This is a genomic window from Streptomyces sp. NPDC002754 (assembly GCF_053592315.1).
Genome location: NZ_JBSFVM010000008.1, coordinates 98,590 through 111,916, shown reverse-complemented (window position 1 = coordinate 111,916; position 13,327 = coordinate 98,590). Strand labels below are relative to the sequence as shown.

Annotated in this window: 12 protein-coding genes; 8 read left to right on the top strand and 4 right to left on the bottom strand. The window is 69.5% G+C overall.

Annotation, left to right across the window (positions count from 1 at the left end; translation table 11 throughout):
• Positions 1 to 3: 3 nt before the first annotated feature.
• The 3 genes from ACWD2L_RS19190 to ACWD2L_RS19180 are packed head-to-tail and all read left to right on the top strand — an operon-like array spanning position 4 to position 4,628.
• The gene (locus tag ACWD2L_RS19190; RefSeq protein WP_351334858.1) at positions 4 to 1,146 is read left to right on the top strand and encodes an acyl-CoA dehydrogenase family protein; all 1,143 of its coding nucleotides are present in this window, start codon (positions 4 to 6) and stop codon (positions 1,144 to 1,146) included.
• 49 nt (positions 1,147 to 1,195) lie between these two features.
• On the top strand, positions 1,196 to 2,410 hold the full coding sequence (locus ACWD2L_RS19185; protein WP_351334855.1) for an acetyl-CoA C-acetyltransferase: 1,215 nt from the start codon (positions 1,196 to 1,198) through the stop codon (positions 2,408 to 2,410).
• Positions 2,411 to 2,444: 34 nt separating this feature from the next.
• Positions 2,445 to 4,628, top strand: coding sequence for a 3-hydroxyacyl-CoA dehydrogenase NAD-binding domain-containing protein (locus tag ACWD2L_RS19180; protein WP_351334853.1), 2,184 nt, complete (start codon positions 2,445 to 2,447; stop codon positions 4,626 to 4,628).
• A gap of 42 nt (positions 4,629 to 4,670) precedes the next feature.
• Here the strand turns inward: ACWD2L_RS19180 and ACWD2L_RS19175 are convergent, their stop codons facing one another.
• Entirely contained in the window at positions 4,671 to 5,384 is a 714-nt protein-coding gene (locus tag ACWD2L_RS19175; RefSeq protein ID WP_351334850.1) for a MerR family transcriptional regulator, read from the bottom strand.
• 294 nt (positions 5,385 to 5,678) lie between these two features.
• Between ACWD2L_RS19175 and ACWD2L_RS19170 the strand changes: the two genes are divergently transcribed.
• Together ACWD2L_RS19170 and ACWD2L_RS19165 are read left to right on the top strand one after the other, a co-directional pair.
• Complete coding sequence (locus ACWD2L_RS19170; protein ID WP_351334848.1) at positions 5,679 to 7,148, top strand: amino acid permease; 1,470 nt, start codon at positions 5,679 to 5,681, stop codon at positions 7,146 to 7,148.
• A gap of 77 nt (positions 7,149 to 7,225) precedes the next feature.
• Positions 7,226 to 7,480, top strand: a complete 255-nt coding sequence (locus ACWD2L_RS19165) for a hypothetical protein (RefSeq protein ID WP_351334845.1) — start codon at positions 7,226 to 7,228, stop codon at positions 7,478 to 7,480.
• 23 nt (positions 7,481 to 7,503) lie between these two features.
• On the opposite strand, the gene ACWD2L_RS19160 is transcribed toward ACWD2L_RS19165, so the two are convergent.
• Positions 7,504 to 8,163 carry an MFS transporter gene (locus tag ACWD2L_RS19160; RefSeq protein WP_351334842.1) on the bottom strand — a complete coding sequence of 220 codons (660 nt, stop codon included), beginning with the start codon at positions 8,161 to 8,163 and terminating at the stop codon, positions 7,504 to 7,506.
• Between ACWD2L_RS19160 and ACWD2L_RS19155 the strand changes: the two genes are divergently transcribed.
• Both ACWD2L_RS19155 and ACWD2L_RS19150 read left to right on the top strand, forming a co-directional pair.
• Positions 8,057 to 8,338: a hypothetical protein gene (locus ACWD2L_RS19155; RefSeq protein WP_351334880.1), complete on the top strand. Its 282-nt coding sequence runs from the start codon at positions 8,057 to 8,059 to the stop codon at positions 8,336 to 8,338. The two genes, ACWD2L_RS19160 and ACWD2L_RS19155, sit on opposite strands and share 107 nt — an antisense overlap.
• 43 nt (positions 8,339 to 8,381) lie before the next feature.
• Entirely contained in the window at positions 8,382 to 9,224 is an 843-nt protein-coding gene (locus ACWD2L_RS19150; RefSeq protein WP_351334839.1) for an oxygenase MpaB family protein, read from the top strand.
• Between the two features lie 51 nt (positions 9,225 to 9,275).
• On the opposite strand, the gene ACWD2L_RS19145 is transcribed toward ACWD2L_RS19150, so the two are convergent.
• Positions 9,276 to 9,923 carry a TetR/AcrR family transcriptional regulator gene (locus ACWD2L_RS19145; protein ID WP_351334877.1) on the bottom strand — a complete coding sequence of 216 codons (648 nt, stop codon included), beginning with the start codon at positions 9,921 to 9,923 and terminating at the stop codon, positions 9,276 to 9,278.
• A gap of 207 nt (positions 9,924 to 10,130) precedes the next feature.
• Between ACWD2L_RS19145 and ACWD2L_RS19140 the strand changes: the two genes are divergently transcribed.
• The gene (locus ACWD2L_RS19140) at positions 10,131 to 11,591 is read left to right on the top strand and encodes an MFS transporter (RefSeq protein ID WP_351334836.1); all 1,461 of its coding nucleotides are present in this window, start codon (positions 10,131 to 10,133) and stop codon (positions 11,589 to 11,591) included.
• Positions 11,592 to 11,627: 36 nt separating this feature from the next.
• Here ACWD2L_RS19140 and ACWD2L_RS19135 read toward each other — a convergent pair whose 3' ends face one another.
• Complete coding sequence (locus ACWD2L_RS19135) at positions 11,628 to 13,103, bottom strand: M1 family metallopeptidase (RefSeq protein WP_351334834.1); 1,476 nt, start codon at positions 13,101 to 13,103, stop codon at positions 11,628 to 11,630.
• Positions 13,104 to 13,327 lie beyond the last annotated feature (224 nt).

The window sequence follows — 13,327 nt, the reverse complement described above, 5'->3', positions numbered from 1 at the left end:
AGCATGGAACGACGCCTGTTCACCGCCGAGCACGAGGCGTTCCGCGAGACCGTGCGCACCTTCCTCGCCAAGGAGGTGACGCCGCACTACGAGCAGTGGGAGAAGGACGGCGTCGTCTCCCGTGAGGCCTGGCTCGCCGCCGGGCGCCAGGGCCTGCTCGGGCTCGCCGTGCCCGAGGAGTTCGGGGGCGGCGGCAACGCCGACTTCCGCTACCCCGCCGTGCTCGCCGAGGAGTTCACGCGCGCGGGCGCCTCCGGTCTCGCCGTCGGCCTGCACAACGACATCATCGGCCCGTACCTGACCTCGCTCGGCACCGAGGAGCAGAAACGGCGCTGGCTGCCCGGCTTCTGCGAGGGCTCGATCATCAGCGCCATCGCCATGACCGAACCCGGCGCCGGATCCGACCTCCAGGGCATCCGCACCACCGCCGAGGACAAGGGCGACCACTGGCTGCTCAACGGCTCGAAGACCTTCATCTCCAACGGGATCCTCGCCGACCTCGTCGTCGTCGTCGCCAAGACGACCCCCGAAGGTGGCGCGCACGGGCTCTCGCTGCTCGTCGTCGAGCGCGGCATGGAGGGCTTCGAGCGCGGCCGCAATCTCGACAAGATCGGCCAGAAGGCCCAGGACACCGCCGAACTGTTCTTCAACGACGTCCGCGTCCCGAAGGAGAACCTGCTCGGCGAGCTCAACGGCGCCTTCGTCCACCTGATGACGAACCTTGCGCAGGAGCGCATGGGCATCGCCGTCGCCGCGATCGCCGCCTCCGAGCACCTATTGGAGATCACCACCCAGTACGTGAAGGAGCGCGAGGCATTCGGTCGACCGCTCGCCGCGAAGCAGCACATCCGCTTCGAGATCGCCGAGATGGCCACCGAGTGCGCCGTCACCCGCACGTTCCTCGACCGCTGCATCGAGGACCACTCCGACGGCACCCTCGACGCGGTGCACGCCTCCATGGCCAAGTGGTGGGCGACCGAACTTCAGAAAAGGGTCGCCGACCGCTGCCTCCAACTACACGGCGGGTACGGGTACATGACCGAGTACCGCGTCGCGAAGGCGTTCACCGACGGGCGCATCCAGACCATCTACGGCGGCACGACCGAGATCATGAAGGAGATCATCGGGCGTTCGCTGCTGTCCTGACCGACCTCTCCGCGTACCCCAGTACGGCCCACTTCGAAAGGCACCTCCCGTGACCACAGACGCGTACGTATACGACGCGATCCGCACCCCGCGCGGCCGCGGCAAGGCCAACGGCTCCCTGCACGGCACCAAGCCGATCGACCTGGTCGTCGGCCTGATCCACGAGATCCAGGCCCGCTTCCCCGACCTCGACCCGGCCGCGATCGACGACATCGTGCTCGGCGTCGTAGGACCGATCGGCGACCAGGGCTCCGACATCGCGCGCATCGCCGCCATCGCGGCCGGACTGCCCGACACGGTGGCCGGCGTACAGGAGAACCGCTTCTGTGCCTCGGGCCTCGAAGCCGTCAACCTGGCGGCGATGAAGGTCCGTTCGGGCTGGGAGGACCTCGTCCTCGCCGGCGGCGTCGAGTCGATGTCGCGCGTGCCGATGGGCACGGACGGCGGCGCCTGGGCGATGGACCCGATGACCTCGTACGAGACCGGGTTCGTGCCGCAGGGCATCGGCGCCGACCTCATCGCCACGATCGAGGGCTTCTCGCGGCGTGACGTCGACGAGTACGCCGCCATGTCGCAGGAGCGGGCGGCCGCCGCCGTGAAGGACGGCCGCTTCACGCGCTCGATCGTGCCGGTCAAGGACCGCAGCGGCCTGACCGTGCTCGACCACGACGAGCACCTGCGCCCCGGCACGACGGCCGACTCGCTCGGCAAGCTGAAGGCGTCGTTCAAGGACATCGGCGACCTCGGCGGCTTCGACGCGGTCGCGCTCCAGAAGTACCACTGGGTCGAGAAGATCGACCACGTGCACCACGCGGGCAACTCCTCCGGCATCGTCGACGGCGCCTCGCTGGTCGCCATCGGCTCCCGCGAGGTCGGCGAGCGCTACGAGCTGACGCCGCGCGCCCGCATCGTCTCCGTCGCGGTCTCCGGCTCGGAGCCGACCATCATGCTCACCGGGCCCGCGCCCGCCTCCCGCAAGGCGCTCGCCAAGGCGGGTCTGACCATCGACGACATCGACCTCGTCGAGATCAACGAGGCGTTCGCGGCGGTCGTGCTGCGCTTCGTCAAGGACATGGGCCTGTCCCTGGACAAGGTCAACGTCAACGGCGGCGCGATCGCGCTGGGCCACCCGCTGGGCGCCACCGGCGCGATGATCCTCGGCACCCTCGTCGACGAGCTGGAGCGCCAGGACAAGCGGTACGGCCTGGCCACGCTGTGCGTGGGCGGCGGCATGGGCATCGCCACCGTCGTCGAGCGCGTCTGACCCTCGTCCCGAACCCCCTTACGGAGCTACGCAGATGACCGAGAGCACCACCATCCGCTGGGAGCAGGACGACACCGGCATCGTCACGCTCGTCCTCGACGACCCCAACCAGTCCGCGAACACCATGAACCAGGCGTTCAAGGACTCCATCGCCGCGATCGCCGACCGCGCCGAGGCCGAACTGGCCGCGACCCCGGACTCGATCCGCGGGTTCATCTACACCTCCGCCAAGAAGACCTTCTTCGCGGGCGGCGACCTCAAGGACATGATGAAGGCGGGCCCCGAGGACGCCCAGTCCGTCTTCGAGACCGGCATCGGCATCAAGAACTCGCTGCGCCGCATCGAGACGCTCGGCAAGCCGGTCGTCGCGGCCATCAACGGCGCGGCCCTGGGCGGCGGTTACGAGATCGCGCTCGCCAGCCACCACCGCGTCGCCCTCGACGCCCCCGGCTCCAAGATCGGCCTCCCCGAGGTCACGCTCGGCCTGCTTCCCGCGGGGGGCGGCGTCACCCGCACCGTCCGCCTCATGGGCATCGCCGACGCGCTCCTCAAGGTGCTGCTCCAGGGCACCCAGTACGCCCCGAAGCGCGCGCTGGAGAACGGCCTCATCCACGAAGTGGCCGCAACCCGCGAGGAGATGACCGAGAAGGCGCGGGCCTTCATCGACGCCAACCCCGAGTCGCAGCAGCCCTGGGACAAGCCCGGCTACCGCATCCCCGGTGGCACCCCGGCCAGCCCCAAGCTCGCCGCGAACCTGCCCGCCTTCCCGGCGAACCTGAAGAAGCAGCTGAACGGCGCCCCGTACCCGGCGCCGCGCAACATCCTCGCGGCGGCCGTCGAGGGCTCGCAGGTCGACTTCGAGAACGCCCTCGCGATCGAGGCCCGCTACTTCACCGAGCTGGTCACCGGGCAGACCGCTAAGAACATGATCCAGGCGTTCTTCTTCGACCTCCAGGCCGTGAACTCGGGCGCCAACCGCCCCAAGGGCGTAGAGCCCCGCAAGGTCAACAAGGTCGCCGTCCTCGGCGCCGGCATGATGGGCGCGGGCATCGCCTACTCGTGCGCCCGCGCGGGCATCGAGGTGGTCCTGAAGGACGTATCCGCGGAGGCCGCCGCCAAGGGCAAGGCGTACTCCGAGAAGCTGTGCGCCAAGGCCGTCAAGCGCGGTCGCACCACCCAGGAGAAGGCGGACGCACTGCTCGCCCGCATCACCCCCGCCTCCGACCCGCAGGCCGTGGCGGGCTGCGACGCCGTCATCGAGGCCGTCTTCGAGGACCCGTCGCTCAAGCACAAGGTGTTCCAGGAGATCCAGGACATCGTCGAGCCGGACGCGCTGCTCTGCTCCAACACGTCCACCCTGCCGATCACCGCGCTCGCCGAGGGCGTCGAGCGGCAGGACGACTTCGTCGGCCTGCACTTCTTCTCGCCCGTCGACAAGATGCCGCTCGTCGAGATCATCAAGGGCGGGCGTACCGGCGACGAGGCCCTCGCCCGCGCCTTCGACCTCGTCCGGCAGATCAGCAAGACGCCCATCGTGGTCAACGACTCGCGCGGCTTCTTCACCTCGCGCGTCATCGGGCACTTCATCAACGAGGGCGTCGCGATGGTCGGCGAGGGCGTCGAGCCCGCGTCCGTGGAGCAGGCGGCGGGCCAGGCCGGCTACCCCGCCAAGGTGCTCTCCCTGATGGACGAGCTGACCCTCACGCTGCCCCGCAAGATCCGCGAGGAGACGAAGGCCGCGATCGTCGAGGCCGGCGGCACCTGGGAGACGCACCCCGCCGAGGCCGTCATCGACCGCATGGTCGACGAGTTCGGGCGGCCGGGCCGCAGCGGGGGAGCGGGCTTCTACGAGTACGGCGAGGACGGCAAGCGGGCCGGCCTGTGGCCGGGGCTGCGCGAGCACTTCACCAAGCCCGGAACGGAGATCCCGTTCAAAGACATGCAGGAGCGGATGCTCTTCTCGGAGGCGCTCGACACGGTGCGCCTCATCGAGGAGGGCGTACTGACATCCGTCGCGGACGCCAACATCGGCTCCATCTTCGGCATCGGCTTCCCCGGCTGGACCGGCGGCGTGCTCCAGTACATCAATGGCTACGAGGGCGGCCTGTCCGGATTCGTAGCCCGCGCACGGGAGTTGGCAGGCCGCTACGGCGACCGCTTCCTGCCGCCCGTGCTGCTGGTGGAGAAGGCCGAGAAGGGCGAGACGTTCAAGGACTGACGAGGACTGGCGCCCTTGGGGGCCGGTGTCTTCGGCAGGTGTCTACGGGAGGCGGTCCGTGGCGCGGAACGCCTCCCGCAGCTCCTCCTTCAGGGAACGCTGGAACGCCGTCAACAGCGCCTGAACGACCAGCGGTTGCATATGGGCCGACAGCGACTTCACGTCCTGCTCGGCCCTTTGCGCCACCTCGTCACTGAAGAGGCGGGCCAGCTCCTGCGCCGCGCCCCGCGAGTGCTCCACCAGTACCTCGCGCGAGGCCAGGATCGCGTCCAACGACAGGGGTACGTCGAGGAGTTGGACGCCGAGCCGCAACTGCCCCGTATCGCAGCGGAACGTGTCGTCGCCCTCTTCGGTCAGCACGTCCATCGCCGCGAGCTGCGCCAGATGCTCCCCGGTCAGCTCCCGGCCCGCGCGCAGATCGAGCTCGCTCCGGGTCAAGGTCTCGACCGCGTCAGGGGCCCAACTCGCCACCACCGCACGGTGGATGGCCAGGTCGCGCGCGCTCAGATCGGGGGGCAGCTGCTCCAGATAGCGCTCGATCGCGGCCAGCGTCATGCCCTGGTGCTGCAACTCCTCGATCAGCGCGAGCCGCGCGACGTGGTCGGGGCCGTAGTGCCCCACCCGGCGCGGTCCGATCACGGGCGGCGGCAGCAGGCCCCGCGTGCTGTAGAAGCGGATGGTGCGGACCGTGACGCCCGCGCGCGCCGCCAGTTCGTCGACGGTCAGCGTGTCGTCGTGCTCGATGTCCGTCGTCATGTCCGCCTCTCGGATTCGGGTTCAACAGTATCGCTGAGACACCACTGGTGTGAAAGCAGTCGGCGGCAGCCAGTGGGCACCTCCAACGCCCCATACGCCTCATCCGGTTCCACGTCCAGGGGGGTGTCGCCATGTGAGAAGCGACGCTATGTGATCTACGCCACCGCGTCGGGAGCGATCTTTGGGGGAAGGTGCCCCTCGGTCCGCACGCCGTCAGGGGTGATGCGGACCGAAGCACGTTCCGGACCCCGGCGACCCCCACGTCGCCGGGCACCACAGAGTGGACACCCCCTCGTGAGCAAGGACGCCCTCAACACGGCCACGGACGCATCCCGCACAGATGCCTCCCAGGCGCCCGCCGACGCGGGCGACGCCGGCTACAGCAAGGCCCTCAAGAGCCGCCACATCAACATGATCGCCATCGGCGGCGCGATCGGCACCGGACTCTTCCTCGGCGCCGGCGGGCGGCTGCACGACGCGGGCCCCGCCCTCGTCTTCGCCTACCTGATCTGCGGGATCTTCGCGTACTTGGTGGTGCGCGCCCTCGGTGAAATGGTCGTCTACCGGCCCTCGTCCGGTTCCTTCGTCTCGTACGCGCGTGAGTTCCTCGGCGAGAAGGGCGCCTACGTCGCCGGCTGGATGTACTTCCTGAACTGGTCGATGACGGGCATCGCCGACATCACGGCGGTCGCCCTCTACACCCAGTACTGGAGCGCTTTCACGAGCATCCCGCAGTGGGTGCTCGCGCTGATCGCACTCGCGGTGGTCCTCGCCGTGAACCTCGTCTCGGTGAAGTACTTCGGCGAGATGGAGTTCTGGTTCTCGATCGTCAAGGTGGCCACCCTGGTGGCCTTCCTCTTCGTGGGCATCTTCTTGGTGGCCACGCAGCACCCGGTCGACGGCCACACACCAGGCCTGCACATGATCACGGACAACGGCGGCTGGATGCCCAGCGGCACCATGGCCGTGATCCTCGTGATGCAAGGTGTCGTCTTCGCGTACGCGGCCCTCGAACTGGTCGGCGTCACGGCGGGCGAGACCGCAGAGCCGCAGAAGGTCGTCCCGCGCGCGGTGAACTCGATCATGTGGCGCGTCGGCCTGTTCTACTGCGGTTCGGTGCTGCTGCTCGCGCTGCTGCTGCCGTCCACCTCGTACACCGCGGGCGAGAGCCCGTTCGTGACGCTGTTCTCGAAGCTGGGCGTCGGTGGCGTGGGCGACATCATGAACCTGGTGGTCCTCACCGCCGCGATGTCCTCGCTGAACTCGGGCCTCTACTCCACGGGCCGCATCCTGCGCTCCATGGCCATGTCGGGCTCCGCGCCGAAGTTCACCGCCAAGATGAACAAGAGCCAGGTGCCGTTCGGCGGCATCCTGCTCACCGCGGGCGTCGCCGTGCTCGGTGTCGGCCTGAACTACCTGGTTCCGGCCGAAGCGTTCGAGATCGTCATCGAAATCTCCTCGATCGGCATCATCGGCACCTGGGTCATGATCATGGTCGCCCACCTGGCCTTCGTCCGCCGAGCGAAGCAGGGGCTGGTGGAACGCCCGAAGTTCCGCCTCCCGTTCTCCCCGGTCACGGAGATCGTCACGATCGTCTTCCTCCTGGCGGTCCTCGTCCTCATGTGGAACGACGAGACCAGCCGCAAGACGCTCATGCTGATCCCGGTCGTCGGAGTACTGCTCTTCTTCGGCTGGTTCCGGGTGCGGCGCAACGTCGACCGCATCGCGTCGGACGAGCTGACGAAGGTGGCCGACGGCAACTGACCGTTCCCACCTCCCTCCACGGGGCCCCGACGCACACGATGCGTTGGGGCCCCGTGCCGTGCGGGTAGGACACAGGCATGCCGCTGGTTCCGTGGGACGTACAAGTCAAGATCGGGCAGCTGGCCGCACTCGCCGCGGCCCTGGCGGCGGCACTCCTCACCTCCGCCCGCCGACGCCACCCCACCCCGGCCCCACCGCCACCACCGCCCCCGCCCCCACTCCAGGCCCACATCGTCCCGTGCCGCCCCGCCCCGACCACCGACACGGACCTCTGCACCTGCGTCTCGGAACTGGCCTCGGACCTGGCGAAGCGGTACGGGGACGAGTCCTAGGGCCTCGATGGCGGCGTCGGCCCTCACCGGAGCCGTCGCCGTCCGGCCTTCGCCCGCCCGGTCATCGCCCACGCCGCCAGTGCTGTGGCGACGAGCAGAGCCCCGGCCGTCCACAGAGCGTGCCGTGCCGCGACGCCCGCGGTCTCGCCGGCCGAGGCTCCGGTCAGATAGACACCGCCCACGAGGGCCACGCCAACGCTGCCGCCGAGTTGCTGAACGGCGTTGAGAAGACCTGCCGCCGACCCCGCCTCCTGCGGCGAGACCCCGCGCAGCGCGGCAGTGAAGAACGGCGGACTGAACAGGCCCACCCCACAACCCGCGAGGGCCAGAGCGAACGGCAGACCGAGCGGGTATCGGTCGGCGGGTGCCGTCTCGTAGGCGAGGACGGCGCCCCCGATACCGACCGCGAGGACGGCAATGCCGGAGTGCAGGACCCGGCTTCCGTACCGGGGGACGAGCCAGGAGCCCGCTGCCCACGAGGCGACGGCCAGCCCGACGGACCACGGCACGAGCGTGAGCCCGGCGGCCAATGGCCCCTGGCCCAGGCCAAGTTCCACGTGCAGCACCACCGTGATCATGACGCCGTTCATCACGGCGAAGAACAGCACGGACGTGGCGAGCGCGGCCGGGAAGGAACGCCCGCGCAACAGCGAGGGCTCGACCAGAGGCGTGCGGCCGGCCACCGCCGCACGCCGCTGGTGCACGGCGAACCCGCCGAGCACCACAGCAGCGGTCTGCCCCGACGCGGATGCCCTGCACCACTACCTGACCCGACGCATCGCCCTGGAGGCCGTCACCAGCATCGAAACGGCGCCCGTCCTGCACACCTACAAGGCGGCCGCGACCATGCGCCGCTGACGTCACTTGCCGCGATCCCGACCCTCTGATGCACCCTTGCTGTATGAAGCAGCACGACCCGGACCCGCCACCGCCCCCGCCCGGCGGAATCCTCTGGGACACCGCGGGCGACATCCGCGCCCTGCTGGCCCTCCCCGCCGCGTTCGTGCTGCAGGTCGCGCACCCCGCCGTCGGAGCGGGCGTCGACGAGCACTCGGTGTTCCGCACCGACCCCTGGGGCCGCGGAGAGCGCTCGCTGACCTCGGTCATGCTCTGGGTCTACGGGGGCGAGGCCGCGGCCGAGGAGGGCCGCCGCCTGCGCCGACTCCACCGCACCATCCAGGGCACCGACCCGCACGGCCGCCGCTACCACGCCCTCACCCCGGCCCACTACGCCTGGGTGCACGCCACCGGCTTCCCCGTCTCCCGCTACGCGCGCCGCTACTTCGCCACGCCGTTCACACCGGAGGAGGAGCGACAGTTCTACGCGGAGTGGCTGATGGTCGGCCGCATCCTCGGCATCCACGACCGGGACATGCCGCAGACGGTCGAGGAGTTCTGGCCGTACTACCGGAAGATGCTGGCGCAGGAGGTCGAGCGCAACGCGGTGGTGACCGAGCTGACGGCACGCTCTCGCGACCTGCCGCCGCCACCGGGCCACCACCCGGTCATCGGACTCCTCTGGCCCCTCATCCGCCCGGCTCTCACCCGCTCGATGAGCTTCCTCTCCATCGGCCTCCTCCCACCGGAGGTCCGAGCGGCCATCGGCCTTCCGTGGACCCCCAGGCAGGAACGCCTCCTGCGCCGTTTCGCGGTGCTGGTGCGATGGGCGGCGCCCAGACTGCCGGAGCGCCTCCGCTACTTGCCGATGGCGCGACGGGCAAGATCAAGCCCCACTGGAGATTGAGGCGCGGGGTCCGGGGCAGCGCCCCGCGACCGCAGCCACGCCGCGCCGGGATCAGGCCCCGGCCTGAAGCCGCAACCCCGCCAAGGTCAGGTCCAGCGCCGCGAGGAACTGGTCCCGGTCGTCGTGCCCGGCGAACTCGTCGGCGATCCCCCGCACGAACGGAAACTCCTCCGCATCAAGCTGCCGCCACGTCTCGGCGAACTGGTCGAGGTACTCGTCCCTGTCCACCTCCCCGTCCAGCAGGCTCTGCGGAATCTCCATCCCCAGATCGGCCGCCGTGCCGACCACCACACCCGTGATCGCCGAAACGGCGTGGAACCGCTGCCGCGTCGTGAGACCGAGCCGCAACGTCTGCCGGCCGAGCCGGTCGTACAGCCGCAGTGAGTTGCCCTGCACGTCGGTGTTGCGCATGAAGTATGCGGACAGCCACGGCCGGTCCACGATCGCGTCGAACAGGGCGACGGCCATCGCGCGCAGGTCGGCGATGGGGTCGTCGCTCTCGGGCAGCTCCTCCACGGCGGCCAGCACCCCGCCGATCGCGTGGTCGGTGGCGCGGTCGAGGAGCTCGTCCTTGTTCTGGACGTACCAGTAGATCGTGCCGACGCCCGTACCGAGCCGGGCGGCGAGGGCGCGGAACGTCAGCGCGGAACCACCGGCCTCGTCGAGCACGGCCACGGCCGCGTTGAGCACGGCCTCCATCGAGTGTGAGGCGCGCCGGCGCCCCCGGGGGGTCGCTGCGGCTGCGGAGCGGGTCGTCGGGGGTGTCATGCCATCCATCCAAGCACAACTTGCCTCCTGGTCGAACATGGTTCTATGGTGGAACCACGTTCGAACATCGAACTTTGTTCTATGATCGAGTGCTGTTCGATGCTCGACGGCGCTCTCCGTTCAGAAAGGAGGCCGGTCATGACTGCCACCACTGAAACCGGGCCCATCACCACCCGTTCCTACGGATCACTGCGTGCGGCCTGGATCCCGCTGGCCGCGCTCTGCCTGGCCTTCTTCGTCGAGATGGTCGACAACACACTGCTCTCGATCGCGCTGCCCACCATCGGCCGCGACCTCGGCAGCGGCACGACCGCCCTGCAATGGGTCACCGGCGCCTATTCGCTGACGTTCGGCGGTCTGCTGCTCACGGCCGGATCGATGGCCGACCGCCTCGGACGCCGCCGTGTCCTGCTGGTCGGTCTCGCCGCGTTCGGTGCGTTGAGTCTGGCCGTCGTCGCCGTCGGCTCCACCGGGCAGCTCATCGCGTTGCGGGCCGGGCTCGGCATCGCGGCCGCAGCCATGGCCCCCATCACGAACTCGCTCGTCTTCCGCCTGTTCGACGACCAGGCGCTGCGCATGCGCGCGATGACCTTGATGATCGTCGTCGGCATGTCCGGGTTCATTCTCGGCCCGCTGCTCGGCGGCACCGCGCTCGCCCACGTGAGCTGGCAGTGGCTCCTACTGATCAACGCGCCGATCGCGCTGATCGCGGCCATCGGGGTGCGGCTCGGTGTCGCGCCCGACCGGCGGGAGGACCTCACCGACGACAAGCTCGACCTGCCGGGCGCCGTCCTGAGCGTGCTCGCCATCGGCCTGGCCTGCTACTCGCTGACCAGCGGCGTCGAGCACGGCTGGGGCTCCGCGGCGACGCTCGGCTCGGTCCTGGGTGCCGTGGTCGCGGGCCTCGCGTTCGTGCGGCACGAGCGCCGCGGCAAGGCCCCCATGCTGGACCTCAAGATCTTCTCGAACGGCACCGTGCGCGGCGCCGCCCTCGCCCAGATCGGCACGTCCGTCGCCATGGCCGGCGTGATGTTCGGGCTGATCCTGCACTTCCAGTACGCCTACGGCTGGAGCCCCGTGCGGGCGGGCCTCGCGAACCTGCCGCTCATCCTGACCATGATCGCCGCGACCCCGCTCTCGGAGTGGCTCGCCAAGAGGTTCGGCCACCGCGTCGCCTGCCTCGTCGGCGCGGCCTGCCTGGCCGTGGCGCTGGCCGGACTCTCCTGGGGTGTCGAGCACGGGTACGCCGTCATCGCCGCCTGCATGGTCGTGATGACCATCGGTCTGCGCACGGTCATGACCATCTGCGCCATCGCCCTCGTCGAGGCGATGCCGGCCAACCGCACGTCGATCGGCACCGCGCTCAACGACACCGCCCAGGAGGTCGGGACCAGCGTCGGCACCGCCGTCGTCGGCACCCTGATCGCCACCCTGGTCACCACCCAACTGCCCGCGGGCGTCTGGAGCAGCGACCTCGTGCAGTCCTTCTTCCACGGCGAGCGCATCACCTACGCGGTGCTCGCCGTGCTGGTCGGCCTGATCGCGGCGGGCGGCGCGCTCACCCTCACCGACTCGCACTCCACGGAAGAGCCGGCCTGAGGCGTCGGGTGCGGGCGAGCGCTGAGCCAGGACCTCTCAGTGCTCGCCGTGCACCTCGTTCGTGGCGGCGATCCGCTTCCACGACTTGGGCTGAACCGGCCGCGATCCGGCGGACACCGCGGACGCGGCCGGCTTCGACGGCTCGTACAGCCACGTGTCGAACAGCCCGCCAAGACGCTCACCGGACACCTTCTCCGCGTACGCCTGGAAGTCGGAGACACTCGCGTTGCCGTACGCGTGCTCCTGCGGCCACCCCTTCAAAATCGCGAAGAAGTCCTTCTCGCCGACCGCGTTCCGCAACGCCTGAACCGCCATCGCCCCCCGGTCGTACACCGCCTCGTCGAACTGGTTCTCCGCTCCCGGGTCGCCGGGCTTCACCGTCCAGAACGCGTCGTCCGCCGGATGCTGCGCGTACGTGTAGTCGGCGAGTTCCTGGGCCGTGCCCTCGCCCTCCTTCTCCGACCACAGCCACTGCGCGTACCGGGCGAACCCCTCGTTGATCCAGATGTCCTTCCAACCCCGCACGGACGCGCTGTCGCCGTACCACTGATGCGCCAACTCATGAACGACAACAGACACGTTGGACCCGTTCGCGAACTGCTTCGGTGAGTAGAACGGCCGCGTCTGCGTCTCGAGCGCGAAGCTCGACGGCACGTTCGGCACGTATCCGCCGACCGCCTCGAACGGATACTTCCCGTATACCGACTCCAGCCACTCGGCGACCTCGGTCGTCCGCTCCACGCTCGCCTTCGCCGCGCCCTCGTTCGCGCCGAGGTCCTTGCTGTACGCGTTGATGACGGGCAGCCCGTCCTCAGTCGTGTCAGTGGTGATGTCGAACTTGCCGACCGCCAAGGTGGCCAGATACGTCGCCTGCGGATGCGCCGAACGCCAGTTGAACCGCGTCCACCCCAGCTTCGAACTCTGCGACTGCAACGTCCCGTTGGAGATCGCCTGCGTACCGTCCGGCACTGCCACCGACACGTCGTAGGTGGCCTTGTCGAGCGGGTGGTCGTTGGAGGGGAACCACCAGGCCGCGGCCTCCGGCTCGTTGGCCGCGACGCCGCCGTCCGGGGTGCGCTGCCAGGACGTGAAGCCCCAGAGCTTCACATCGGACGGCTTACCGGCGTAGCGCACCACGACCGTGAACGGCGTCCCCTTCGGGACCCCCGCCGCCGGCGTCACCTCCAGCTCCTGCACGCCGGACGTGGCGAACTTCGCCTTCTTGCCGTTCACCCGGACCTCGCTCGCCGTGGGCCCGAAGTCGAGGTTGAAGCGGGACAGGTCCTGCGTGGAGGAGGCGAGGATGGTCGCCGTGCCCTCCAACTGGTCCGTCTTCGGCTGGTACTTGAGGCGCAGGTCGTAGTGGGAGACGTCGTAACCGCCGTTCCCGTACGTCGGGTAGTAGGGGTCACCGATGCCCGACGCCCCCGGTCGGAAGTCCGCGGCCGATGCCGGGATCGCCAGCAGCAGAGAGGCCGCGAGTGCGCCGGGGGCGATGAGTCTGCGGTACACGGAAGCTCCAAGTCGTAGATGCCGGGATCGAGTTGGCCACCGCGACCCCGGACGGATCGCGTCCGTGGTCGACACAACGACCCTATCCAGCACCCCGTACCCCGGTCATGTCCATGGCCGCAACAGCCACACGATCGTCATCTGGCCGACATGTGCCTTTCGGCCCCATGGGCCTGTCCTCCCTACCTGCGGCCCTCTGTCGCAAGCCAGTTGACCGGTGTAGC

Excerpts from the sequence above, each read along its gene's own strand:
- ACWD2L_RS19140 (WP_351334836.1), top strand. The coding sequence starts at position 10,131 with ATGACTGCCACCACTGAAACCGGGCCCATCACCACCCGTTCCTACGGA.
- ACWD2L_RS19180 (WP_351334853.1), top strand. The coding sequence starts at position 2,445 with ATGACCGAGAGCACCACCATCCGCTGGGAGCAGGACGACACCGGCATC.
- ACWD2L_RS19190 (WP_351334858.1), top strand. The coding sequence starts at position 4 with ATGGAACGACGCCTGTTCACCGCCGAGCACGAGGCGTTCCGCGAGACC.
- ACWD2L_RS19155 (WP_351334880.1), top strand. The coding sequence starts at position 8,057 with ATGACGCCGTTCATCACGGCGAAGAACAGCACGGACGTGGCGAGCGCG.
- ACWD2L_RS19145 (WP_351334877.1), bottom strand. The coding sequence starts at position 9,923 with ATGGAGGCCGTGCTCAACGCGGCCGTGGCCGTGCTCGACGAGGCCGGT.
- ACWD2L_RS19150 (WP_351334839.1), top strand. The coding sequence starts at position 8,382 with ATGAAGCAGCACGACCCGGACCCGCCACCGCCCCCGCCCGGCGGAATC.
- ACWD2L_RS19175 (WP_351334850.1), bottom strand. The coding sequence starts at position 5,384 with ATGACGACGGACATCGAGCACGACGACACGCTGACCGTCGACGAACTG.
- ACWD2L_RS19165 (WP_351334845.1), top strand. The coding sequence starts at position 7,226 with ATGCCGCTGGTTCCGTGGGACGTACAAGTCAAGATCGGGCAGCTGGCC.